22 protein-coding genes are annotated in these 24,433 nt (G+C 69.1%); 15 read left to right on the top strand and 7 right to left on the bottom strand.

Annotated features, from left to right (window positions below):
• Nucleotides 1-281: 281 nt before the first annotated feature.
• Together ACWFR4_RS02150 and ACWFR4_RS02145 are read right to left on the bottom strand one after the other, a co-directional pair.
• Nucleotides 282-989, bottom strand: a complete 708-nt coding sequence (locus tag ACWFR4_RS02150; protein ID WP_453468474.1) for a class I SAM-dependent methyltransferase — start codon at nt 987-989, stop codon at nt 282-284.
• An 83-nt stretch (nt 990-1,072) separates the two neighbouring features.
• Nucleotides 1,073-1,699 (bottom strand): DUF3043 domain-containing protein, encoded by a 627-nt coding sequence (locus ACWFR4_RS02145; RefSeq protein WP_453468472.1) that lies wholly within the window; start codon nt 1,697-1,699, stop codon nt 1,073-1,075.
• A 272-nt stretch (nt 1,700-1,971) separates the two neighbouring features.
• Here ACWFR4_RS02145 and ACWFR4_RS02140 point away from each other — a divergent pair, with 272 nt between their 5' ends.
• From ACWFR4_RS02140 to ACWFR4_RS02120, 5 genes are all read left to right on the top strand, one after another.
• The gene (locus ACWFR4_RS02140) at nt 1,972-2,769 is read left to right on the top strand and encodes a PspA/IM30 family protein (RefSeq protein WP_116502507.1); all 798 of its coding nucleotides are present in this window, start codon (nt 1,972-1,974) and stop codon (nt 2,767-2,769) included.
• A 21-nt stretch (nt 2,770-2,790) separates the two neighbouring features.
• Nucleotides 2,791-3,069, top strand: coding sequence for a PspA-associated protein PspAA (gene pspAA / locus ACWFR4_RS02135; RefSeq protein ID WP_453468471.1), 279 nt, complete (start codon nt 2,791-2,793; stop codon nt 3,067-3,069).
• A gap of 88 nt (nt 3,070-3,157) precedes the next feature.
• Nucleotides 3,158-4,390 (top strand): sensor histidine kinase, encoded by a 1,233-nt coding sequence (locus ACWFR4_RS02130; RefSeq protein ID WP_453650281.1) that lies wholly within the window; start codon nt 3,158-3,160, stop codon nt 4,388-4,390.
• The gene (locus ACWFR4_RS02125) at nt 4,387-5,085 is read left to right on the top strand and encodes a response regulator (RefSeq protein WP_116502510.1); all 699 of its coding nucleotides are present in this window, start codon (nt 4,387-4,389) and stop codon (nt 5,083-5,085) included. The genes ACWFR4_RS02130 and ACWFR4_RS02125 overlap by 4 nt, the downstream gene beginning before the upstream one ends.
• Nucleotides 5,086-5,271: 186 nt before the next feature.
• Nucleotides 5,272-8,436 (top strand): efflux RND transporter permease subunit, encoded by a 3,165-nt coding sequence (locus ACWFR4_RS02120; RefSeq protein WP_453650279.1) that lies wholly within the window; start codon nt 5,272-5,274, stop codon nt 8,434-8,436.
• Nucleotides 8,437-8,515: 79 nt separating this feature from the next.
• Here ACWFR4_RS02120 and nadA read toward each other — a convergent pair whose 3' ends face one another.
• Nucleotides 8,516-9,718 carry a quinolinate synthase NadA gene (gene nadA, locus ACWFR4_RS02115; protein ID WP_453463438.1) on the bottom strand — a complete coding sequence of 401 codons (1,203 nt, stop codon included), beginning with the start codon at nt 9,716-9,718 and terminating at the stop codon, nt 8,516-8,518.
• Between the two features lie 279 nt (nt 9,719-9,997).
• On the opposite strand from nadA, the gene ACWFR4_RS02110 reads away from it, so the two are divergent.
• Nucleotides 9,998-10,354, top strand: coding sequence for an iron-sulfur cluster assembly accessory protein (locus ACWFR4_RS02110; protein ID WP_100592151.1), 357 nt, complete (start codon nt 9,998-10,000; stop codon nt 10,352-10,354).
• Nucleotides 10,355-10,429: 75 nt separating this feature from the next.
• Here the strand turns inward: ACWFR4_RS02110 and ACWFR4_RS02105 are convergent, their stop codons facing one another.
• Nucleotides 10,430-11,911 carry a hypothetical protein gene (locus tag ACWFR4_RS02105; RefSeq protein ID WP_453650277.1) on the bottom strand — a complete coding sequence of 494 codons (1,482 nt, stop codon included), beginning with the start codon at nt 11,909-11,911 and terminating at the stop codon, nt 10,430-10,432.
• A 121-nt stretch (nt 11,912-12,032) separates the two neighbouring features.
• Entirely contained in the window at nt 12,033-12,245 is a 213-nt protein-coding gene (locus tag ACWFR4_RS02100; RefSeq protein ID WP_326713372.1) for a hypothetical protein, read from the bottom strand.
• A 133-nt stretch (nt 12,246-12,378) separates the two neighbouring features.
• On the opposite strand from ACWFR4_RS02100, the gene ACWFR4_RS02095 reads away from it, so the two are divergent.
• Nucleotides 12,379-13,353, top strand: a complete 975-nt coding sequence (locus ACWFR4_RS02095) for a carbohydrate kinase family protein (protein WP_453242819.1) — start codon at nt 12,379-12,381, stop codon at nt 13,351-13,353.
• Nucleotides 13,354-13,358: 5 nt separating this feature from the next.
• Here ACWFR4_RS02095 and ACWFR4_RS02090 read toward each other — a convergent pair whose 3' ends face one another.
• Nucleotides 13,359-14,747 (bottom strand): aminotransferase class V-fold PLP-dependent enzyme, encoded by a 1,389-nt coding sequence (locus ACWFR4_RS02090; protein WP_453650275.1) that lies wholly within the window; start codon nt 14,745-14,747, stop codon nt 13,359-13,361.
• Between the two features lie 337 nt (nt 14,748-15,084).
• Here ACWFR4_RS02090 and ctaC point away from each other — a divergent pair, with 337 nt between their 5' ends.
• From ctaC to ACWFR4_RS02070, 4 genes are all read left to right on the top strand, one after another.
• Nucleotides 15,085-16,044, top strand: coding sequence for an aa3-type cytochrome oxidase subunit II (gene ctaC, locus ACWFR4_RS02085; RefSeq protein ID WP_453463446.1), 960 nt, complete (start codon nt 15,085-15,087; stop codon nt 16,042-16,044).
• Complete coding sequence (ctaD, locus tag ACWFR4_RS02080) at nt 16,041-17,777, top strand: aa3-type cytochrome oxidase subunit I (RefSeq protein WP_453463449.1); 1,737 nt, start codon at nt 16,041-16,043, stop codon at nt 17,775-17,777. The genes ctaC and ctaD overlap by 4 nt, the downstream gene beginning before the upstream one ends.
• Complete coding sequence (locus ACWFR4_RS02075) at nt 17,774-18,172, top strand: cytochrome c oxidase subunit 4 (protein ID WP_326713375.1); 399 nt, start codon at nt 17,774-17,776, stop codon at nt 18,170-18,172. The genes ctaD and ACWFR4_RS02075 overlap by 4 nt, the downstream gene beginning before the upstream one ends.
• A 133-nt stretch (nt 18,173-18,305) precedes the next feature.
• Nucleotides 18,306-19,565: an Ig-like domain-containing protein gene (locus ACWFR4_RS02070; RefSeq protein ID WP_453650273.1), complete on the top strand. Its 1,260-nt coding sequence runs from the start codon at nt 18,306-18,308 to the stop codon at nt 19,563-19,565.
• A gap of 80 nt (nt 19,566-19,645) precedes the next feature.
• On the opposite strand, the gene ACWFR4_RS02065 is transcribed toward ACWFR4_RS02070, so the two are convergent.
• Nucleotides 19,646-20,047 carry a hypothetical protein gene (locus tag ACWFR4_RS02065; RefSeq protein ID WP_453463455.1) on the bottom strand — a complete coding sequence of 134 codons (402 nt, stop codon included), beginning with the start codon at nt 20,045-20,047 and terminating at the stop codon, nt 19,646-19,648.
• Between the two features lie 187 nt (nt 20,048-20,234).
• Between ACWFR4_RS02065 and ctaE the strand changes: the two genes are divergently transcribed.
• The 4 genes from ctaE (at nt 20,235) to qcrB (ending at nt 24,428) form a co-directional block, all read left to right on the top strand.
• Nucleotides 20,235-20,855: an aa3-type cytochrome oxidase subunit III gene (gene ctaE, locus ACWFR4_RS02060; RefSeq protein WP_100592161.1), complete on the top strand. Its 621-nt coding sequence runs from the start codon at nt 20,235-20,237 to the stop codon at nt 20,853-20,855.
• A 74-nt stretch (nt 20,856-20,929) separates the two neighbouring features.
• The gene (gene qcrC / locus ACWFR4_RS02055) at nt 20,930-21,739 is read left to right on the top strand and encodes a cytochrome bc1 complex diheme cytochrome c subunit (protein WP_453650271.1); all 810 of its coding nucleotides are present in this window, start codon (nt 20,930-20,932) and stop codon (nt 21,737-21,739) included.
• A complete protein-coding gene (gene qcrA / locus ACWFR4_RS02050; RefSeq protein ID WP_453463461.1) occupies nt 21,736-22,794 on the top strand; it encodes a cytochrome bc1 complex Rieske iron-sulfur subunit in 1,059 nt (352 codons plus the stop codon). The genes qcrC and qcrA overlap by 4 nt, the downstream gene beginning before the upstream one ends.
• Complete coding sequence (qcrB, locus tag ACWFR4_RS02045; protein ID WP_453463463.1) at nt 22,791-24,428, top strand: cytochrome bc1 complex cytochrome b subunit; 1,638 nt, start codon at nt 22,791-22,793, stop codon at nt 24,426-24,428. The genes qcrA and qcrB overlap by 4 nt, the downstream gene beginning before the upstream one ends.
• The last annotated feature ends 5 nt before the right edge of the window (nt 24,429-24,433 follow it).

The raw sequence follows: 24,433 nt of genomic DNA, 5'->3' as shown, positions 1-24,433 counted from the left end.
GCCGGGCCCGCCCGCGGACAGCCCCCCCCCCGCCCCCCGCCCCGCGGGGCGGCGCCGCCCCCCCGCCCCCCCCCCTCCCCCACCCCGGGGGCGCCGCGCCCCGCCCCCGGCCCCCCCGCCCCTCTCGCTCCCGATACGTCCGTCCTGGATCTCGCCGAGCGTGACCTCGACCGTCTTCTCGGCCCGTTCCTCGTGTACGCCACCGAGACCATGTCGCCGGGTTGTGGCGGGCGAGTTCCTCCGCCGGCGACGTCATCTCAAGGGGACGCGCGCCGGGGCCGTCAGCCCCGCACGCCGCACAGGTGCAGCAGCGCCGCCACCCGGCGGTACGGCTCCGTGCGGCCCGCCCGCTCCTCCGCCGCGAGCAGCGTGTGGAACTCGCCGGGCGGCGGCACGGGCACGTCGTCCCCCGCCGTGTCCGTGAAGACCCGCACCCCGTACCAGGCGTGCAGCGGAGCCCCGATCCCGGCCAGCGTCGCGGTCAGCGCGTGGAGCCGGTCGGCCCGCACATCGAGCCCGAGCCGGTTGCGGTACGAGAGCGTGTCGAAGGAGCCGAGCGCCGCCTGCCAGTCCCCTGCGAGGCCGGGCCGCATGGCGAGCGCGTCACCGTTGCGCACGAGGAGCGAGAGCAGGCCGCCGGGGGCCAGCATCCGCGCCAGGCCCGCGAGCAGCGCGTCGGGGTCCTCGACGTACATCAGGACCCCGTGGCACAGGACCACGTCGAAACTGCCGGGCAGGAAGTGCACCCCGGTCTCACGGCCGTCACCCTCCACGAGGCGTACCCGGCCGCGGATGCCCTCGGGCTCCTGGGCGAGCGCGGCCCGCGCGGCGGCGACCATCCCGGGATCCTGCTCGACCCCGGTCACCTGATGTCCGGCGCGCGCGAGGCGCAGGGCCTGTGTGCCCTGGCCCATGCCGACGTCGAGGATCCGCAGCCGCTGCCCGACGGGGTAACGCGCGGCCAGCTGCTCGTCGAGCTGCCGGGCCACGAGCTCCTGGCGTACGGAATTGCGCAGACCGCTCAGCTTGCCGAGCCAGGACGCCGCGGCGCCGCCGGAGAAGGCCTCCGTGCTCAGGGCCGCTCCCCGCGCTTGACCTGCGGCTTGGGCAGACGGAGCCGGCGCATCTGGAGCGTGCGCATCAGGGCGTACGCGACGGCGCCCTTCTTCGGCTCGTTCGGGAACTTCTCGGCCAGGCGCTTCTTCAGGCGGAACGCCGTCACGACCGAGTCGAGCACGATCAGCACGATCACGATGAGCCAGAGCAGCAGCGCGATGTTCTGGAGGCTCGAGATCCTGACCATGGTCATCACGAGGATGACCACCGCCAGGGGCAGGAAGAACTCGGCGATGCAGAAGCGCGAGTCGACGAAGTCGCGCGCGAACTTTCGCACCGGACCCTTGTCGCGGGCGGGAAGGTAACGCTCGTCACCGCTGGCGAGCGCCTGGCGCTGCCTTTCCATCGCGGTGCGGCGCTCGTCGCGCTGCCGCTTCGACGCCTCCTTGCGGGTCGTCGGCGTATTGGCCACGCTGCGGCGCTGGGTCTGGGCCTGGCTGCGCTTGGGCGTGGGGCGGCCCTTGGGGGCCTGCGGGTCACGGGGCTGCGTGGAGTCGGTCACCGGCGCCTTGGCGGCCTGGGCCTTCTCGTCCTTGGATCGGCTACGGAACACAAAAGCCAAGGGTACGTGGTGCGGGCGCATGGACCAGAGGCGAGTGGGGAACGATCCGGCAACACCCTGCGTCAGTGTTGCTGAGCGTTCCCGGCAGCTGCACCGCGTGCTCGTCGAACCGGCCACCCCAGGGGGACACCTACTCCCTGCGCCGGAGCGGGACCGGACGCAGTCGTCCTTGGGGATGAGCGCATCCGCACCTGAACAGTGCGGTAATAGAGGCAGGACCCGTACTGTGGGTTCTGTCGCAGTGCTGGTGCTGGACGTCTGCTGGATCTGTCAGAAGGGGGCGCGCGAAGCCCATGAGCGGTGTCATGAAGCGTATGGGGATGATCTTCCGCGCGAAGGCGAACAAGGCCCTTGACCGGGCCGAGGACCCGCGCGAGACCCTCGATTACTCGTACCAGAAGCAGCTGGAGCTGCTCCAGAAGGTGCGCCGCGGCGTCGCCGACGTGGCGACCTCGCGCAAGCGCCTGGAGCTGCAGCTCAACCAGCTCCAGACCCAGTCGTCCAAGCTGGAGGACCAGGGCCGCAAGGCGCTCGCGCTCGGCCGCGAGGACCTGGCCCGCGAGGCGCTCTCGCGCCGGGCAGCCCTCCAGCAGCAGGTCACCGACCTGGAGACGCAGCATCAGACCCTCCAGGGCGAGGAGGAGAAGCTCACCCTCGCGGCGCAGCGCCTCCAGGCCAAGGTCGACGCCTTCCGTACGAAGAAGGAGACGATCAAGGCGACGTACACCGCGGCCCAGGCGCAGACCCGGATCGGAGAGGCCTTCTCCGGCATCTCCGAGGAGATGGGCGACGTGGGCATGGCCATCCAGCGTGCCGAGGACAAGACGGCGCAGCTCCAGGCCCGGGCCGGCGCGATCGACGAGCTGCTTGCCTCCGGCGCCCTCGACGACCAGTCCGGCCTCGCCAAGGACGACATCCAGAGCGAGCTGGACCGCCTCTCCGGTGGTACGGATGTAGAGCTGGAACTCCAGCGGATGAAGGCCGAACTGTCGGGCGGCTCCTCCTCCTCGCAGCAGGCCATCGAGGGCGGTCAGGGCCAGCAGTCCCCGACGCAGACGCCGCAGGACACCCCGCGCTTCGACAAGCAGTAGTCCCACGCCGAGGAGGGCGTCATGATCGTACGGATCATGGGGGAGGGGCAGGTGGAGCTGGCCGACAGCCACTTCACCGAGCTCAACAAGCTCGACAACGAGCTCCTGGCCGAGATGGAGAACGGGGACGGCCCCGGTTTCCGCCGCACGCTCAACGCCCTGCTCGAAACGGTCCACTCCCTCGGCACCCCGCTGCCCGACGCGTCACTCGAACCTTCGGAACTTATTCTTCCGTCGCCGGACGCGACCCTGGAAGAGGTCCGGGAGATGCTCAGCGACGACGGTCTGATCCCTGGCTGAGCCGCTGCCCGCGGTACGCGGCCCGTCGCGCGTACCGCTGATGGACGGGCCTGCCGCGCACGGACGAGGGGGCGATACCGTGACGCCGGTGACCCCCTTCGTACGCTGGGCCAGGACTCACCCCCGGGCCATGGACGCCGCCCTCGCGGCGGCGGTGCTGCTCTGCATGATCGCCGCCTCCTTCGCCGATCCGAACGGCGGCCGTGACGGCACCCCCACCTGGGGCACCCGCACACCCCAGGTCCTCAGCGTCGTCCTCATGGTGCTCGGCGCGGCCGCCCTCGTCCTGCGCCGCCGCGCCCCCATGGCGGTCCTCGCGGCCACCTCCGCCGTCACCCTGGCCGAACTCGTCACCGGCGATCCCCGCGCGCCCGTCGCGATGAGCGCCGTCGTCGCGCTCTACACCGTCGCCGCCACCACCGACCGCCCCACCACGTGGCGCGTCGGCCTCGCCACCATGGCCGTCCTCACCGGCGCCGCCATGCTGGCCGGCCCTCTGCCCTGGTACGCGCAGGAGAACCTCGGCGTCTTCGCCTGGACCGGCATGGCCGCCGCGGCCGGGGACGCCGTGCGCAGCCGGCGCGCGTTCGTCGACGCGATCCGCGAGCGGGCCGAGCGGGCCGAGCGCACACGGGAGGAGGAGGCCCGGCGCCGGGTCGCCGAGGAGCGCCTGCGCATCGCCCGCGACCTTCACGACGTCGTCGCGCACCACATCGCCCTGGTCAACGTCCAGGCGGGCGTCGCCTCGCACGTCATGGACAAGCGCCCCGACCAGGCCAAGGAGGCCCTGTCGCACGTGCGCGAGGCGAGCCGCTCAGCGCTCAACGAACTCCGCGCCACGGTGGGCCTGTTGAGGCAGTCCGGAGACCCCGAGGCGCCCACCGAACCGGCACCGGGACTCGACCGCCTCGAAGACCTCGTCGGCACGTTCCGCAACGCCGGCCTGCCTGTCGAGGTCGCCTGCGCCGACCGGGCCACCGGTCTGCAGGCCGCCGTCGACCTGGCCGCCTACCGCATCATCCAGGAGGCCCTGACCAATGTGCAGAAGCACGCGGGCGCCGAGGCCAAGGCCGAGGTCAGCGTCGTGCGCGTAGGCCCGAACATCGAGGTCACGATCCTCGACAACGGGCCCGGCACCGAGCAGCCCTCGCCCGACAGCGGTGGCCACGGCCTCCTCGGCATGCGCGAGCGCGTCGCCGCGATCGGCGGCAGCTGCTCGGCGGGACCGCGCTACGGGGGCGGGTTCCGCGTCCATGCGATCCTGCCCGTCCAGGCCCACGCCACCGCGGGCCTCGCCACGGACACGGGGGACGCCGGATGACCATTCGAGTACTGCTCGCCGACGACCAGGCCCTGCTGCGCAGCGCCTTCCGCGTCCTCGTGGACTCCGAACCCGACATGCTCGTCGTCGGTGAGGCCTCGGACGGCGCGGAGGCGGTCAGCCTCGCCAAGTCCGAGAAGGCCGACGTCGTCCTGATGGACATCCGGATGCCCGGCACCGACGGACTCGCCGCGACTCGTCTGATCAGCGCCGACCCCGAACTGGCACACGTACGCGTCGTGATGCTCACGACGTTCGAGGTCGACGAGTACGTCGTCCAGTCGTTGCGCGCGGGCGCCTCAGGCTTCCTCGGCAAGGGCGCCGAACCGGAGGAGCTGCTCGGCGCCGTGCGGATCGCCGCCGCGGGCGAGGCGCTCCTGTCACCGGTCGCGACCAAGGGCCTGATCGCCAAGTTCCTCGCCCAGGGCGAGGGGTACGGCGACTGGGAGGACGGCGCGCGCCCCGGCGGCGCCCACGGCGAACGTCTCGCCGCGCTGACCACCCGCGAGCGCGAGGTTCTCGTCCAGGTCGCCGGTGGCCACTCGAACGACGAGATCGCGGAGCGCCTCCAGGTCAGCCCGCTCACGGTCAAGACGCATGTGAACCGCGCCATGGCCAAGCTCGGCGCGCGGGACCGTGCCCAACTCGTAGTAATCGCGTACGAATCGGGCCTGGTCCGTCCAAGGGTGGAGTGAGCCGGGGTCTCCGCGTACTACGGGCGCAGTATGCGGCGCATAAGAACGGGACCTGGGAGCGACGGATCCGCCCTCGCGCATGACTGAGGGTGTAGGGGGCCCCGCACGTGTCTTCGGACGCACCCGCGTCCCCCGGACGCCCGGGGCCTCCTCCTGCCGCGCCTGCCACAGAGAGAGACCCACACCATGTCCTGGCTGTCGAGATTCAGCCTCGCTCAACGGGCCCTGATCGGGCTGATGTCGATCATCGCGATCGTCTTCGGCGCCATCGCGATACCCCAGCTCAAGCAGCAGCTGCTGCCCTCCATCGAACTGCCCATGGTGTCTGTCCTGGCCCCGTACCAGGGCGCGTCTCCCGACGTGGTCGAGAAGCAGGTCATCGAGCCGCTCGAGTCGACCATCGACGCGGTCGACGGCATCACCGGCATCACCTCCACGGCGAGCGAGGGCAACGCCGTGATCATGGCCCAGTTCGACTACGGCAACGGCTCCAAGCAGCTCGTCGCCGACGTCCAGCAGGCCGTGAACCGGGCCCGCGCCCAGCTCCCCGACGACGTCGACCCGCAGGTCATCGCGGGCTCCACGGACGACATACCGACCGTCGTCCTCGCCGTCACGTCCGACAAGGACCAGCAGGCGCTCGCCGACCAGCTCGACAAGACCGTCGTCCCGTCCCTCAAGGACATCGACGGCGTCGGCCAGGTCACCGTCGACGGTGTGCGCGACCTCCAGGTCACCGTCACCCCCGACGACAAGAAGCTCGCCGCGGCCGGCATCAGCCAGGCCGCGCTCGGCCAGTCCCTCCAGGCGGGCGGCGCAACCCTGCCCGCCGGCTCCTTCGACGAGGGCGGCAGCAACCGCACCGTCCAGGTCGGCGGCGGCTTCACCTCCCTGAAGCAGATCGAGGACCTGATGGTCACCGGCGAGGGCGTCAGGAAGCCCGTACGCCTCGGTGACGTCGCCGAGGTCGCGCAGCGGCCCGCGAAGGCCGACTCGATCACCCGCACCGACGGCAAGCCCAGCCTCGCGGTCATGGTCACCATGGACCACGACGGCAGCGCGGTCGCCATCTCCGACGCGGTCAAGGACAAGCTCCCCGACCTGCGCAAGGACCTCGGCACCGGCGCGAAGCTCACGGTCGTCAGCGACCAGGGCCCCGCGGTCTCCAAGTCCATCGACGGCCTGACGACGGAGGGCGCGCTCGGTCTCCTCTTCGCCGTCCTCGTCATCCTGGTGTTCCTGGCGTCGATCCGCTCGACCCTGGTCACCGCGGTGTCGATCCCGCTCTCGGTCGTCCTGGCCCTGATCGTCCTGTGGACCCGCGACCTCTCGCTCAACATGCTCACGCTCGGCGCGCTGACCATCGCGATCGGCCGCGTCGTGGACGACTCCATCGTCGTCCTGGAGAACATCAAGCGGCACCTCGGCTACGGCGAGGAGCGCCAGGAGGCGATCCTCAAGGCGGTCCGCGAGGTCGCGGGCGCCGTCACGTCGTCCACCCTGACCACCGTCGCCGTCTTCCTGCCCATCGGCCTGGTGGGCGGCATGGTCGGCGAGCTGTTCGGCTCGTTCTCGCTGACGGTCACGGCGGCCCTGCTGGCCTCGCTGATCGTCTCGCTCACCGTCGTCCCGGTCCTGTCGTACTGGTTCCTGCGCCCGCCCAAGGCGATCAAGGGCGTCGACCCGGAGGAGGCGCGCCGCAAGGCGGAGGAGAAGGAGGCGCGGTCCTGGCTCCAGCGGATCTACGTCCCCGTCCTGCGCTTCGCGACCCGTCGCCGCCTCACCAGCGTCCTCATCGCGGTCGTGGTCCTGGTCGGCACGTTCGGCATGGCCCCCATGCTGAAGACGAACTTCTTCGACCAGGGCGAGCAGGAAGTCCTGTCCATCAAGCAGGAGCTGAAGCCGGGCACCAGCCTGGCGGCGACCGACGCCGCGGCGAAGAAGGTCGAGAAGCTGCTCGACGGCGTCGACTCGGTCAAGGACTACCAGGTCACCATCGGCTCGTCCGGCTTCATGGCGGCGTTCGGCGGCGGCACCGGCACCAACCAGGCGTCGTACCAGGTGACGCTGAAGGACAAGGCGTCGTACGAGAAGGCCCAGGACCGCATCGAGAAGGGTCTCGGTGAGCTCTCCGGGATCGGCCGGACCACCATCGCGGCCGGTGACGGCTTCGGCAGCCAGGACCTGAGCGTCGTGGTGAAGGCGGCCGACGGCCAGGTCCTGCGCAAGGCGGCCGACGAGGTCCGCGACGAGGTCGCCAAGCTCGACGGCGTCACGGACGTCACCAGCGACCTGTCGCAGTCGGTCCCGCGCATCTCGGTCAAGGCCAATTCCAAGGCCGCGGCGGCCGGGTTCAACGACACCACGCTCGGCGCGGCCGTCGGCCAGGCCGTGCGCGGCACGACCAGCGGCAAGGCGATCCTCGACGACACCGAGCGCGACGTCGTCGTGAAGTCGGCGAAGCCCGCCACGACCATGGACGAGCTCAAGAAGCTCCCGATGGGCCCCGGCGGTCTGAAGCTCGGCGACATCGCCACGGTGAAGCTGGTCGACGGGCCGGTCTCCATGACCCGGATCGACGGCGCCCGCGCCGCGACGATCACGGCCAGGCCGACCGGTGACAACACCGGCGCGGTCAGCGCCGACCTCCAGACGAAGATCAACGCGCTGAAGCTGCCCGCGGGCGCGAAGGCCACGATCGGCGGCGTCACGTCCGACCAGGACGACGCGTTCAAGAACCTCGGCCTCGCGATGCTGGCCGCGATCGCGATCGTGTTCATGCTCCTGGTCGCCACGTTCCGTTCGCTGGTGCAGCCGCTGATCCTGCTGGTCTCGATCCCGTTCGCCGCGACCGGCGCGATCGGCCTGCTCATCGCCACCGGCACCCCGATGGGTGTCCCGGCGATGATCGGCATGCTGATGCTCATCGGCATCGTGGTCACCAACGCGATCGTCCTGATCGACTTGATCAACCAGTACCGCAAGGAGGGGTACGGCACGATCGAGGCGGTCATCGAGGGCGGCCGCCACCGTCTGCGCCCGATCCTCATGACGGCCCTGGCGACGATCTTCGCCCTGCTCCCGATGGCGCTCGGCGTCACCGGCGAGGGCGGCTTCATCGCCCAGCCGCTCGCGGTGGTGGTGATCGGCGGTCTGATCACGTCGACGCTCCTGACGCTCCTCCTCGTCCCGACGCTCTACGCGATGCTGGAGCTCCGCAAGGAGCGGCGCCGCAAGAAGCGCGAGGCGAAGCGGGCGAAGAAGGCCGGGGTGACGGCCGAGCCGGCCTCCGCGGAGGCCGCGGAGGCCTCGCAGTCCGAGTCCGGCGAGCCGGAGCCGGCGGGCGTCTGACCCTTTCAGCGCAACGCCCGGAGCCCGGGTCCCACCTTCACGTGGGACCCGGGCTCCGGGCTTTCTACGGCTTTCGCGCCTACGGCAGCGCCAGCATCCGCTCCAGCGCCTGCTTCGCGAACTGCTCGGTCTCGCGGTCGACCTCGATCCGGTTGACCAGGTTGCCCTCGGCCAGGGACTCCAGGGTCCACACCAGGTGCGGCAGGTCGATGCGGTTCATCGTCGAGCAGAAGCAGACCGTCTTGTCGAGGAAGACGATCTCCTTGTCGGGGTGGGCGTTGGCGAGGCGCCGCACCAGGTTGAGCTCGGTGCCGATCGCCCACTTCGACCCGGCCGGGGCCGCGTCGAGGGCCTTGATGATGTACTCCGTCGAGCCGACCTCGTCCGCCGCGGCGACGACCTCGTGCTTGCACTCGGGGTGCACCAGGACCCGTACGCCGGGGATCCGCTCGCGGACGTCGTCGACCGAGTCGATCGAGAAGCGCCCGTGCACCGAGCAGTGCCCGCGCCACAGGATCATCTTCGCGTTCCGCAGTTCCTCGGCGGTCAGGCCGCCGTTCGGCTTGTGCGGGTTGTACAGGACGCAGTCCTCCAGGGACATCCCCATGTCCCGCACGGCGGTGTTGCGCCCGAGGTGCTGGTCCGGCAGGAAGAGCACCTTTGTCGAATCGGGCTCCCCCTGCTCGAAGGCCCAGTCAAGGGCCCTCTTCGCGTTCGACGAGGTACAGATCGTGCCGCCGTGCTTGCCGGTGAACGCCTTGATGTCCGCGGAGGAGTTCATGTACGAGACGGGCACGACCTGCTCGGCGATGCCGGCCTCGGTCAGCACGTCCCAGCACTCGGCGACCTGCTCGGCGGTGGCCATGTCGGCCATGGAGCACCCGGCGGCCAGGTCGGGCAGGACCACCTTCTGGTCGTCGCCGGTGAGGATGTCGGCGGACTCGGCCATGAAGTGCACACCGCAGAAGACGATGTACTCGGCCTCCGGCCGGGCGGCCGCGTCGCGGGCGAGCTTGAAGGAGTCGCCGGTGACGTCCGCGAACTGGATGACCTCGTCGCGCTGGTAGTGGTGGCCGAGCACGAAGACCTTGTCCCCGAGCTTCTCCTTGGCCGCGCGGGCGCGCTCCACCAGGTCCGGGTCGGACGGGGAGGGCAGGTCTCCAGGGCACTCCACACCGCGCTCGCTCCGCGGGTCGGCCTCGCGGCCGAGCAGCAGGAGAGCCAGCGGAGTCGGCTGAACGTCCAGGTCAACGGGGGTCTGGGCCGTGGTCACGTCACGCACCCTTTCTTGTTATGACATTCGTGCGGCGAGGCTTCTCGTCGAAATGACGCTATCTATCATAACTGCTTCACGTCAGAATGACGATGGCCATCGTGTCGATGTGACGCAATCCGCGCGGACCGGCCCGTGCCCGCCGCGCGCGCGGTGTGCGAGCATGAAAGGGCAAGGAAGCCGAACTCGCCGAGAGGCGAAACACGAGCGCCAGGGCCGGAATGAAACCGCGGCCCCGCCGGTTGGAACGTCGGCAAGCAGTCTCCGTACAACCCTGGAGAGAAGCAGATGTCCGTATCGGACGAGACCACCACCGTGAGCGACGGCATCCTCCTGTCCGACGCCGCCGCGGCCAAGGTCAAGGCCCTCCTTGACCAGGAAGGGCGCGACGACCTGGCGCTGCGTGTCGCCGTACAGCCCGGAGGCTGCTCCGGCCTGCGTTACCAGCTCTTCTTCGACGAGCGCTCCCTCGACGGGGACGTCGTGAAGGACTTCGGCGGCGTCAAGGTCGTCACCGACCGCATGAGCGCCCCGTACCTGGGCGGCGCCTCCGTCGACTTCGTCGACACCATCGAGAAGCAGGGCTTCACGATCGACAACCCGAACGCCACGGGCTCCTGCGCCTGCGGCGACTCGTTCAGCTGAGCCTGAGCCTGTACGCACACGAAGCGGCGGTTCCCTGTCAGAGGGGGAACCGCCGCTTCGCGTTGCGCTACGGGGTCAGCTCTGCGGTGCCGGCTCGGGCCCCCGCTTGCCGTCCGCGTGCGGCACCGCCCTGTCCTTGGAGTCCACGACCTTCCGGCCGTCGAGCGGCTCGTCCAGCGTCACCGGCAGCGTGTAGAACTTCGCCATCGCGATGCAGACCGTGCCCTTCTTCTGCGTCTCCGTGACCTTCAGGGCGACCTTGCCGTCCTGCTCCGTCGCGGTGGCCGTGTAGGTGCTGCACACGCCGCCCGTGAAGTGCGCCGTCAGCGTCCGCCCGTCCACGGTGTAGCCGTCGGGGCGCACGTCGCGGGTGTCGGTCCCCGGATCGCCGGGCCTGACGCTCGGCCGCGGGCTCGGCTTGTCGGTCGGCCCCGGCGCGTGCGGCGACGTCAGGAACTTCGGGTCCACCGCGGGATGCGTCACCGTGAACGCCGCCTGCCCGCCCTGCGGCTTCACCTGGAACAGCCACGATGGTACGAGGATCTGCCGCCCCTGCGTGAACTGCACCGCGAGCCCGAACGTGGCCCCCGTGACATGGACGGGCTCCGCCGCGGGCAGCTTCGTCGGCGCCTTGCACGGCGCCTCGTCGCGCTCCCTCACCGGCACCGGGCTCGCGCAGCCGCCGATACCGACGCGACCGGCCCCGACAGCCGTGGAGTTGAGCAGATCGAGCGTCCTCTGCGCGCTGATCACGGGGTACGTGTCACCCTTGACCGGCTTCTTCAACTGGCCGCTGCCGCCGACCACTTGACCGTCCGAGCCGACCTGCACGCCCGTGGTCCAGCCGTACGTGGGCAGCTCGCCCACGCGCGGTTCCGCGTTCACCACCCGTATCGCGCCCATCAGTTGGCGCGCGTCGAGCTTCGCGTCGTCCTGGCCGAGCGCCTTGAGCACCGGAGCGGCCGCCTTCTTCGCGGCGTCCTCGCTCACGGCGTCCTCGGTGCTGCCGTTCCCCGGCGCCTCGGTGCACCGGGTGGGGCTCGCGCACTTGTGGCCCGCGGACGGTGCGTAGCGCGCGTACGTCCAGGCGCCGGGTGCCCGCTCGGTCACCTGGAGCGAGGGGCCCGAGCCGTCCTTCGCCGGGCCCACCTTCCAGGCGCCGTTCTCCAGGTGCGGGGTGCCCTGCGCGTCGAGCGTCCTGGCGAGCGCGGCGACATCGGCCGCGGTCACCTCGCCCTCGCTCCGGTAGACGGGGGCGTCGCCGGGGCCCGTGGGGAGCTTGCCGTCGGCCCGGTAACGGGTGCCGTTCGGGTCGGGCTCGCCCGGCGCGATTCCCGAGGTGGAGCCCGCGCCGCCCTCCTGGTAGCCGTCCAGGGCCAGCGGCGGGGGAGTGGAGTCGTCGCCGGCCGCCGGAGTCCCGCCGCGGCCGTCGCCGTCGGCCGAGGTCGCCGCGAAATACGCGCCACCGCCACCGACGAGGAGTACCGCTGCCGCGACCGAGGCGACGGCCAGCGGGGACCGCCCCCGGTGTCGATCCTGCGTCTGCTCGGTGCTCACCACATCGCTCCTTCAGCTGCCGCGTCGTACGCCGTATCCCCTATACGGGGGACAGCGATGGGACGCGGCGGGGGAGCGTGCGGTTCCCTCCTCGCTCCCCAGGGCCCGCGAGGGCGCCTCTCTAGTCCCCGTATTCGGACATCGAGTCGATGAGCCGCGCGGACTTCGAGGGCACGACGACGCCGTGGGGGAGGGAGGGGGCGACGGGAGTCTGCTTGTCCTTGGCGGGGGCCGTCCAGTGCGGGGCCATTCGGGCGCAGTCGCCGCGCAGGGACGCGAGGCCGCCTTCGAGGTCGAGCGGTGCGGACGCGGTGCGGACCTTGAGGTTCGTCATAAAGGAACGCTATGCAGGTCCGGCCCCGCGAAGAAAGACCTACTATCGGGTAGTTTTGCCGCTTCAGTCGGACGGACGCGACCCGGTAGCGTAAAGCGTCAACCCCCTCCGCTCAGGAAGACGTGACCACGCCGTGCGTATCGCAGTCACCGGCTCCATCGCCACCGACCACCTCATGACCTTCCCCGGCCGCTTCGCCGACCAGCTGGTCGCGGATCAGCTGCACACGGTCTCCCTCTCCTTCCTCGTCGACAACCTCGACGTCCGCCGGGGCGGTGTCGGCGCGAACATCGCGTTCGGCATGGGGCAGCTGGGCACGGACCCGATCCTGGTCGGCGCCGCGGGCTCCGACTTCGACGAGTACCGCGCCTGGCTCGACCGGCACGGCGTGGACACCGATTCCGTCCGCATCTCCGAGGTCCTGCACACGGCCCGCTTCGTCTGCACCACGGACGCCGACCACAACCAGATCGGCTCCTTCTACACGGGCGCCATGAGCGAGGCCCGCCTCATCGAGCTGCAGTCCGTCGCCGAGCGCGTCGGCGGTCTCGACCTGGTGCTGATCGGCGCGGACGACCCGGAGGGCATGCTCCGCCACACGGAGGAGTGCCGCTCGCGCTCCATCCCGTTCGCCGCGGACTTCTCGCAGCAGATCGCCCGGATGAACGGCGACGAGATCCGCACGCTCCTGGACGGCGCGACGTACCTCTTCTCGAACGAGTACGAGAAGGGCCTCATCGAGAGCAAGACCGGCTGGACCGGCGAGGAGATCCTCGGCAAGGTCGGCCACCGCGTCACGACCCTCGGCTCGCGCGGCGTCCGCATCGAGAGCGTCGGGGAGGACCCGATCGAGGTCGGCTGCGCCGAGGAGGAGGCCAAGGTCGACCCGACCGGCGTCGGCGACGCGTTCCGCGCGGGCTTCCTGTCCGGCCTGGCCTGGGGCGTCGGCCATGAGCGCGCCGCCCAGGTCGGCTGCATGCTCGCCACGCTGGTCATCGAGACCCTCGGCACGCAGGAGTACCAGCTGCGCCGCGGCCACTTCATGGACCGCTTCACCAAGGCGTACGGCCACGAGGCCGCGGCCGAGGTCCAGCAGCACCTGAAGTAGTCCCGTCAGGAGAGCCGGCGGACCACATAGGCGGCACCGCGCTCCGCCGGCTCCTCCCCGACGTACTCCTGGCTCCGCATCTCGCACCACGCCGGGATGTCGAGCCGCGCCGCCTCGTCGTCGGCGAGCACGGTCACGGTCCCGCCCACCGGCACGTCCCCGATCACCTTCGCCAGCTCGATGACGGGGATCGGGCACCGCTTGCCGAGCGCGTCGACCACGAGCGAGGGCGCACTCGCCGGCGCGGGGGTGGGCGCGGTCACGGCCGTCGCCCCCAGCCGCTCCCGTACCGACGCCACCGTCCCCGGCAGCACCCCGAGGAACCGCTCGACGTCGTCCCCGGCCGTTCCGAGCGGCAGCGACACCCGTACGTTCCCCTCGCTCAGCACCCCCATCGCCTTGAGCACATGGCTCGGCGTCAGCGTGCTGCTCGTGCACGACGATCCGGACGAAACAGAAAAACCGGCCCGGTCCAGCTCGTGCAGCAGAGTCTCTCCGTCGACATAGAGACAGGAGAAGGTCACCACGTGCGGCAGCCGCCGCACCGGGTCGCCCACCACCTCGACATCGGGCACGAGCCCCGGCACCCGGGCCCGGATCCGCTCCGTCAACTCCCGCAGCCGCGCGTCCTCCTCGGCGGCCTCGGCCCGCACCGCCCGCAGCGAGGCCGCCGCCGCCACGACGGCCGGAATGTTCTCGAACCCGGCCGCCCGCCCCGACTCCCGCTCGTCGGCCGGGCCTTGGGCCGCGAACCGCACCCCCTTGCGCACGACGAGCAGCCCGACGCCCGCCGGGCCGCCCCATTTGTGCGCGCTGCCCGCGAGCAGCGACCAGTCGCCCTCGACCGGCCCCCACGCGAGCGACTGCGCCGCGTCCACGAGCAGCGGCACCCCGGCGGCCCGGCACGCCGCGGCGACCTCGGCCACCGGCTGCACCGTCCCCACCTCGTGGTTGGCGGACTGGAGACAGGCGAGCGCCGTGTCCTGCCTGAGCGCATCGGCGTACGCGCCGGGCGAGACGGAACCGGCCCGGTCCACGCCCACCTCGGTCACCGAGCCGCCGTCCGCCTCCAGCGCGCCAGCCGAATGGAGTACCGAGGAGTGCTCGACCGCGGAAACCACCAGATGCCGGCCTACACGCCGGCGTCCAGCGAGCGCGCCGGAGATTCCCGCATGCACGGCACGAGTCCCCGAAGGGGTGAAAACAAGCTCATCCGGGCGGCAGCCCACGGCGTCTGCGGCGGCCTCGCGGGCCGCGTCCAGCAGCAGCCGGGCCCGCCTCCCCTCGCGGTAGAGCCGGGCGGGGTCGGCCCACCCCTCGTCCAGCGAGGCGAGCAGCGCCTGCCGGGCCACGGGATGCAGGGGAGCGGAGGATGCAGCGTCGAAGTAGGACACACCGCAACGGTAAAGCCCCGGGTGAGCGCGGCGTCGGGCCAGGGGCGCGGAGCACGCCGGGACCCGCCGCCCGGAGCGTGCACCCGTCGGCCCGCCCGCTCCCGCGCCCGTCGGACATCCCCCCGATCCCCCGTCAGATCCCCCCGGAACAGCAAGTTCCACCCCTTCTGAGTGACCCGCGGCGCGTTAGGCACCCTCCCCGCGCGACCCCAAATAGCGTCCAGTAGGGTTTGGTCCGCATAAACATCCAAACCCCTGCCCGTGTGCCAGGGCGGCGAGCGACCAGCGAGACGGCCGTAGCCAACCAGCGCGGGCGAGACTCTCGGGAAGGCGCTACGTGAGTCCCAACGGCTCCGACCGCTCGTCGCGGCGCCCGATGCGGCGGAAGCTGCCGCAGGTGCTGACTGCGGGCCTGATCCTGGTAACCGCTACTGGTTGCACATACAAGGACTTCCCTCGTCTTGGTATGCCGACCCCGGTTACGGAAGAAGGACCCAGGATCCTCTCCCTCTGGCAGGGCTCGTGGGCGGCAGCGCTCGCCACGGGTGTCCTTGTCTGGGGCCTGATCCTGTGGAGCATCATCTTCCACCGGCGCAGCCGCACCAAGATCGAGGTACCAACGCAGACGCGGTACAACATGCCGCTAGAGGCGCTGTACACGGTTGTACCGCTCATCATCGTCTCGGTCCTCTTCTACTTCACGGCACGGGACGAGACGAAGCTCCTCAGCCTCGCCGACAAGCCGGCCCACACGATCAACGTGGTCGGCTATCAGTGGAGCTGGGGCTTCAACTACGTCGAGAACGTGCCCGGCTCCACGGGCGACGCGAAGACCTCGAAGGAACTGGCCGGCATTCCGGACCGCTTCATCGAGGACTTCCCGGCGAACGCCGGCGGCGTCTACGAGGCCGGTACGCCGGCATCGGTGAACCCGCAGACGAAGAACCCCGGCCCCACCCTCTGGCTCCCCAAGGGCGAGAAGGTCCGGTTCGTCCTCACCTCGCGCGACGTCATCCATGACTTCTGGGTGGTGCCGTTCCTGATGAAGCAGGACGTCATTCCGGGCCACACCAACGCCTTCGAGGTGACTCCCAACCGGGAGGGCACCTTCCTGGGCAAGTGCGCCGAGCTCTGCGGCGTCGACCACTCGCGCATGCTGTTCAACGTGAAGGTCGTCTCCCCTGAGCGCTACCAGCAGCACCTCAAGGACCTCGCGAAGAAGGGGCAGACCGGTTACATCCCGTCCGGCATCGCGCAGACGAGCCACGAGAAGAACCGGGAGACGAACAACCTGTGAGCATCCTCAACGAACCCCAGGGTGCCGCCGCAGCTGACGACTCGTACGAGAACGAGCTGCCGGTCAGGCGCAAGCAGCCGGGGAATGTCGTCGTCAAGTGGCTGACCACCACTGACCACAAGACGATCGGCACGCTCTACCTGGTCACGTCGTTCGCGTTCTTCTGCATCGGCGGACTCATGGCGCTCTTCATGCGCGCCGAGCTCGCTCGTCCCGGCAACCAGATCATGTCGAACGAGCAGTTCAACCAGGCGTTCACGATGCACGGCACGATCATGCTGCTGATGTTCGCGACGCCGCTGTTCGCCGGATTCGCGAACTGGATCATGCCGCTGCAGATCGGCGCGCCCGACGTGGCGTTCCCGCGGCTGAACATGTTCGCGTACTGGCTGTACCTCTTCGGCTCGCTCATCGCGGTCGGCGGCTTCCTCACCCCGCAGGGTGCGGCCGACTTCGGCTGGTTCGCCTACAGCCCGCTCTCGGACGCCGTCCGCTCGCCGGGCATCGGCGCCGACATGTGGATCATGGGTCTGGCCTTCTCCGGCTTCGGCACGATCCTCGGCTCGGTCAACTTCATCACCACGATCATCTGCATGCGCGCACCCGGCATGACGATGTTCCGTATGCCGATCTTCGTGTGGAACGTGCTGCTGACCGGTGTGCTGGTCCTGCTGGCCTTCCCGGTCCTTGCCGCCGCGCTGTTCGCCCTGGAGGCGGACCGCAAGTTCGGTGCCCATGTGTTCGACGCCAGTAATGGCGGCGCCTTGCTATGGCAACACCTCTTCTGGTTCTTCGGCCATCCAGAGGTGTACATCATCGCGTTGCCATTCTTCGGAATCATTTCCGAAGTGATCCCGGTGTTCTCGAGAAAGCCGATGTTCGGCTACTCGGGCCTGATCGGCGCGACCATCGCGATCGCGGGCCTCTCCGTGACCGTGTGGGCGCACCACATGTACGTCACCGGCGGCGTGCTCTTGCCGTTCTTCTCCTTCATGACGTTCCTCATCGCCGTACCAACAGGCGTGAAGTTCTTCAACTGGATCGGCACGATGTGGAAGGGCTCACTGTCCTTCGAGACACCGATGCTCTGGACGATCGGCTTCCTGATCACCTTCGTCTTCGGTGGTCTGACCGGCGTCATCCTGGCGGCCCCGCCGCTGGACTTCCACGTCTCGGACTCGTACTTCGTCGTCGCGCACTTCCACTACGTCGTCTTCGGCACCGTGGTCTTCGCGATGTTCGCCGGATTCCACTTCTGGTGGCCGAAGTTCACGGGCAAGATGCTCGACGAGCGGCTCGGCAAGATCACGTTCTGGACGCTGTTCATCGGCTTCCACGGCACGTTCCTGGTGCAGCACTGGCTGGGCGTCGAGGGCATGCCGCGTCGTTACGCGGACTACCTCGCGGCCGACGGCTTCACCGCGCTGAACACGATCTCGACGATCTCCTCGTTCCTGCTCGGTCTGTCGATCCTGCCGTTCTTCTACAACGTGTGGAAGACCGCCAAGTACGGCAAGAAGGTCGGGGTCGACGACCCGTGGGGCTACGGCCGTTCGCTCGAATGGGCGACGTCCTGCCCGCCGCCGCGGCACAACTTCCTCACCCTGCCGCGCATTCGCAGTGAATCGCCGGCGTTCGACCTGCACCACCCGGAGATCGCCGCGATGGACCAGCTCCAGAACGGCGGCCACGGGGGCAACGCTCTCTCCGGTGGCAAGGAGGCCGGCAAGTGAAGGTCCAAGGCAAGATGTTCATCTGGCTGAGCGTCTTCGTGCTCGCCATGGCGATCGTCTACGGCGTGTGGTCGAAGGAGCCCGCCGGAACCACGGCGCTCTTCCTGGCCTTCGGCCTGTGCATCATGGTCGGCTACTACCTGGCCTTCACGGCCCGGCGGCTCGACACGGGTGCGCAGGACAACAAGGAGGCCGATGTCGCGGACGACGCCGGTGAGGTGGGCTTCTTCAGCCCGCACAGCTGGCAGCCGCTCGCCCTGGCCATCGGTGGTGCGCTCGGTTTCATGGGCGTCATCTTCGGCTGGTGGCTGATGTACTTCTCGGCCCCGATCATCCTGATCGGCCTGTGGGGCTGGGTCTTCGAGTACTACCGCGGCGAGAACCGGACCCAGTAGGGCCCGGCAGACGCCGAAGGGCCCGGACATTCCTGACGGAGTGTCCGGGCCCTTTCCCATGCCCCGCACCGGCCGTGCCTCGGACGGCCCAATCGACGCGCCGCAGGCAGCCAGGGTTCATACCGTGTTGGTCATGAACCACTCACCGAGAATTCGCATGGTAATGGGCTGCACTCTGCTGGTGACCGCACTCGGTGCGAGCGTCACGGCCTGCGGCGGCTCCGGTCACCCGCTCTCCGCCAAGCCGTACGACGCGGCGGGCGAGATCAGCTTCACCGGGGAGTCCGGGAGCAAGAAGACCGACCCGAACAAGCCCATAGAGATCACCTCGGAGGGCGACGAAGCACGCATCACCGATGTCACTGCCACCGATTCCATAGGCCGCTATGTCGCGGGCGAACTGTCCGCCGACGGCAGCAGGTGGCACAGCACCGCCCCGCTCGCCGCTGACGCCCACTACACGGTGCAGGTGAGCACCGAGGACGAAGACGGCGCGCCGGGCCGCAAGGTCCTCACCTTCGACACGGGCCACCCGGGCAAGAACAAGTCCCTGAAGGTCACCTTCGGCCCCGATGCCGGAAAGTACGGCGTCGGACAGCCCGTCACCGCCGTACTCAGCGCCCCCGTCAAGGACAAGGCCGCACGGGCTGTCGTGGAGAGGGGCCTGAAGGTCGACTCGGAGCCCGCCGTGGCGGGCTCCTGGACGTGGGTGGACGACAAGACGCTGCACTACCGCCCCGAGGAGTACTGGCCCGCAGGCGCCACCGTGGAGGCGCACAGCACCCTCAATGGCATCAAGGTCGGCGACCGCCTCTGGGGCGGCACCTCCAAGGCCCTTCGCCTCACCATCGGCGACCGAATAGAGGCCGTGACCGACGCCGCCACGCACCAGATGACGGTCTACCGCAACGGCCGAGTGATCAACACGATCCCCGTCACCACCGGCAAGCCCGGCTTCGAGACCCGCAACGGCGTCAAGGTCGTACTCGGCAAGGAACGCTTCGTACGGATGCGCAGCACCAGCATCGGCATTGCCGAGGGCTCGTCGGACTCGTACGACATGCCGGTGTACTTCGCGACCCGGGTGACCTGGAGCGGCGAATACGTGCACGCCGCCCCCTGGTCCGCGGGCTCGCAGGGATATGCCAACGTCAGCCACGGCTGCACCGGCATGAGCACCAGCAACGCCGAGTGGTTCTTCAACACCTTCCGCATCGGCGACATCGTGAAGGTCGTCAACAGCAACGGCGCGCAGATGGACCCGTTCGGCAACGGCTTCGGCGACTGGAACCTCAGCTGGAAGAACTGGGAGAAGGGCAGCGCCGTCCAGGCGGCCGCAACGGACGGCGGCCGGAGCGGCGTCCAGGCGGCCCGGCTGAGCCCCGAGGTGTGAGACTTCTGACTCCGGACCACACACGGAAGGGGCGACCCGCGGCAGCGCTGCGGGTCGCCCTGTCGGCGTGCCGAAGCGCCCTACGCCTCCACGGCGCGCCGCGAACGCAGCAGAGCGGCCAGTGCGCCCGCGAACTCCACCGGGTCGACCGGCAGCGTCACAGCGGCCTCGGCGCGGCTCCACGTGGCCAGCCAGGCGTCCTGCGGGCGGCCCATCAGGAGCAGCACCGGCGGGCAGTGGAAGATCTCGTCCTTGATCTGCCGGCAGACGCCCATGCCGCCCGCGGGAACGGCCTCGCCGTCCAGGACGCAGACGTCGATGCCGCCGCGGTCCAGCTCCTTGAGGACCGCCGGGAGCGTGGCGCACTCGACGAACTCGATCTCGGGGGCGTCGGCGGCGGGCCTGCGCCCGGTCGCGAGGCGGACCTGTTCGCGGGTACTTGCGTTGTCGCTGTAGACCAGGACCGTCGCGGTCGACTGCATCGTTCCTCCGAGACTTCGGCGTCTTTGACTCATCAAGGTGGGGAAGCGTTGCGCGGAGCCTACTCCTCCCGACACCCCGTCAACACCGGTTCGGACACCGCCCCGATGGGCCATACGAGCTGGACACACCCCACAGACACTCCGAACGGCACCCCCCGGAGTGAGCGCGAGATAAGCGACCGACATAATGTCGGTCGTGGCGACAGCAACGACAGTAGAAACCGGGCACGCGCACCCGTCGGTCAATCGGCCGAACCTCACCAGCGTCGGAACCATCATCTGGCTGAGTTCCGAGCTGATGTTCTTCGCGGCCCTCTTCGCGATGTACTTCACCCTGCGATCGGTGACGGGGCCAGATCACTGGAAGGAAATGGCCGAGTCGCTGAACGTTCCGTTCTCAGCGACGAACACCACGATCCTGGTGCTCTCCTCACTGACCTGCCAGCTCGGCGTGTTCGCCGCCGAGCGCGGGGATGTGAAGAAGCTCAGGACATGGTTCATCGTCACCTTCATCATGGGTGCGATCTTCATCGGCGGTCAGATCTTCGAGTACACCGAACTGGTCAAGAAGGACGGTCTCTCGCTGTCCTCCGACCCGTACGGCTCGGTGTTCTACCTGACGACCGGCTTCCATGGACTGCACGTGACAGGCGGGCTCATCGCCTTCCTGTTCGTCCTCGGCCGCACGTACGCGGCCAGGAAGTTCACCCATGAGCAGGCGACCGCAGCCATCGTCGTGTCCTATTACTGGCACTTCGTCGATGTCGTCTGGATCGGCCTTTTCGCCACGATCTACTTGATCAAGTAGTCGGTACGTCGATCCCGACGCACCGACTCGTCCAGCAAGCACCGACGCAGAAGATCCTGACACCGGGGTAATCCGTGAAAAAGCTCTCCGCACGACGACGCCATCCGCTGGCGGCGGTCGTCGTCCTACTCCTCGCGCTGGCGGCCACCGGGGGGCTGTACGCCGCGTTCGCACCCGCGAGCAAGGCGCAGGCCGACGAAACCGCCCAGTCCCTCGCCATCGACGAGGGCAAGAAGCTCTACGCCGTTGGCTGCGCCAGTTGCCACGGCACCGGCGGTCAGGGCAGCTCTGACGGTCCGCCGCTGACGGGCGTGGGCGCCGCGGCCGTCGACTTCCAGGTCGGCACCGGGCGCATGCCCGCGCAGCAGCCTGGCGCGCAGATCCCGAAGAAGAAGGTCATCTACTCGCAGGCCGAGATCGACCAGCTCGCGGCGTACGTCGCCTCGCTCGGTGCCGGTCCGACCGTCCCGACGAAGAACCAGGTCAGCCCGGAGGGTGCGGACATCGCCAACGGTGGCGAGCTGTTCCGTACCAACTGCGCGCAGTGCCACAACTTCACCGGTGAGGGCGGCGCGCTGACACACGGCAAGTTCGCGCCGAGCCTGGAGGGCGTGAGCCCGAAGCACATCTACGAGGCCATGCAGACGGGCCCGCAGAACATGCCGTCCTTCCCCGACACCACGATGCCGGAGAAGAGCAAGAGGGACATCATCGCGTACATCAACGCGGTCAACGGCGACGACACCGAGAGCCCCGGCGGTCTGAACCTGGGCGGGCTCGGACCGGTCAGTGAAGGCCTGTTCGCCTGGATCTTCGGTCTCGGCGCACTGATCGCCGTCGCCGTCTGGGTCGCCGCTCGGACCGCAAAGGCCAAGAAGTCATGAGTAGCCAAGAGATTCCAGAAGAGAACCTGCCCAGCGCGCAGGACGCCGACCAGCCGCACGGCTCGGTCGCGGTGAAGGACGACCCCTTCGCCGATCCGGGGCTGCCGCCCCACGAGCACCGGGTCCAGGACATCGACGAGCGGGCCGCCAAGCGCTCCGAGCGCGTGGTCGCCTTCCTGTTCATGCTCTCGATGCTCGCCACGGTCGCCTTCATCGCCTCGTATGTGACGATCAAGGCCGACAAGAGCGTCTACATCTGGCCGATCGGGCACCTCAGCGCGCTGAACTTCGCGCTCGGTATGACCCTCGGCGTGGCCCTGTTCTGCATCGGCGCGGGCGCGGTCCACTGGGCCCGCACCCTGATGTCCGACGTGGAGGTCGCCGACGACCGCCACGCGATCTCGGCCGAGCCCGCGGTCAAGGCGAAGGTCCTCGCGGACTTCAAGCAGGGCGCCAAGGAGTCGCAGTTCGGCCGGCGCAAGCTGATCCGCAACACGCTCTTCGGCGCGGTCGCGATGGTCCCGCTCTCCGGCGTCATCCTCCTTCGTGACCTCGGTCCGCTGCCGGAGGACAAGCTCCGGCACACCGCGTGGAAGAAGGGCAAGCTCCTCGTCAACATGAACACGAACGAGCCGCTGCGTCCTTCGGACATCGTGGTCGGCTCGCTCACCTTCGCCAAGCCCGAGGGCGTGGAGGAGACGGACGAGGACTTCCAGCAGGTCATGGGCAAGGCCGCCCTGATGCTGGTCCGGATCCAGCCGGATGAGATCAAGGACAAGCAAGAGCTCGCGTGGGCTCACGAGGGCGTTGTCGCGTACTCGAAGGTCTGCACCCACGTGGGCTGCCCGATCTCCCTGTACGAGCAGCAGACGCACCACGTGCTCTGCCCCTGTCACCAGTCCACCTTCGACCTCTCCGACGGCGCCCGCGTCATCTTCGGTCCCGCCGGCCACGCGCTCCCGCAGCTGCGTATCGGCGTGAACGGCGAGGGTTACCTGCAGGCGCTCGGCGACTTCGCAGAGCCCGTCGGTCCTGCTTTCTGGGAGCGCGGATGAGCACTACGACGACCAACGACGCGTCCTCGCGTGAGAAGGCGCCCGCCGGTGAGCGGGTGGCCGACTGGGCGGACGGCCGGCTCGGGATCTACTCCCTGGCCAAGGCCAACATGCGCAAGATCTTCCCGGACCACTGGTCCTTCATGCTCGGTGAGATCTGCCTCTACAGCTTCATCATCATCATCCTCACGGGTGTGTACCTGACGCTGTTCTTCCACCCGTCGATGAACGAGGTGGAGTACCACGGCAGCTACGTCCCGCTGCAGGGACAGCTGATGTCCGAGGCGTTCAACTCGACCATGCACATCTCCTTCGATGTGCGCGGTGGTCTGCTGATCCGGCAGATCCACCACTGGGCGGCGCTGATCTTCCTCGCCGGCATGTTCGTGCACATGATGCGCGTGTTCTTCACGGGTGCGTTCCGCAAGCCCCGTGAGGTCAACTGGCTGTTCGGCTTCCTGCTGTTCGTCCTCGGCATGTTCACCGGCTTCACCGGTTACTCGCTGCCGGACGACCTGCTCTCCGGCACCGGTGTCCGCTTCATGGAGGGCGCGGTCCTGTCCGTGCCGATCGTCGGCACGTACCTGTCGTTCTTCCTCTTCGGCGGCGAGTTCCCGGGCGGCGACTTCGTCGCGCGGTTCTACTCGGTCCACATCCTGCTGCTGCCGGGCATCATGCTCGGCCTGGTGGTCGGCCACCTGATCCTGGTCTTCTACCACAAGCACACGCAGTTCGCGGGCCCCGGAAAGACGAACAAGAACGTCGTCGGCATGCCGCTGCTGCCGGTCTACATGGCCAAGGCGGGTGGCTTCTTCTTCCTGGTCTTCGGTGTCATCGCGGCCGTCTCCGCGATCGCGTCGATCAACCCGATCTGGGCCATCGGCCCGTACCGGATCGACCAGGTCTCCACCGGCGCCCAGCCCGACTGGTACATGGGCTTCTCCGAAGGCCTGATCCGCTTCATGCCGGGCTGGGAGATCAACCTCTGGGGTCACACGCTCGTCCTGGGTGTGTTCATCCCGCTGATCATCTTCCCGCTGGTCCTGGTGGCCATCGCGGTCTACCCGTTCATCGAGTCCTGGGTCACCGGCGACAAGCGCGAGCACCACATCCTGGACCGCCCGCGCAACGTCCCGACCCGGACCGCGTTCGGAGCCGCCTGGATCAGCTGGTACTTCGTCCTGCTCGTCGGTGGCGGTAACGACCTCTGGGCCACGCACTTCCACCTGTCGATCAACGCGATCACCTGGTTCGTGCGCATCGGGTTCTTCATCGTGCCCGTGCTGGTCTTCGTCGCCACCAAGCGGATCTGCCTCGGCCTCCAGCGCCGCGACAAGGACAAGGTGCTGCACGGACGCGAGTCCGGCATCATCAAGCGCCTGCCGCACGGTGAGTTCATCGAGGTCCACCAGCCGCTCGGTTCCGACGCCCTGCACACCCTCACCGCGCACGAGCAGTACGCGCCGCTCGAGATCGGCCCGACGGTCGACGAGAACGGTGTGGAGCGCAAGGTGTCCGGTACGGAGAAGCTGCGGGCCAAGCTCTCCGAGGGGATGTACGGCGAGGAGAGCCAGATCCCGAAGCCGACTGTCGAGGAGTACAAGGAGATCACCAGCGGCCACGGCCACCACTGATCACC

This window comes from Streptomyces sp. NPDC055140 (assembly GCF_053607285.1).
This window is presented reverse-complemented; position numbering and strand designations above follow the sequence as displayed.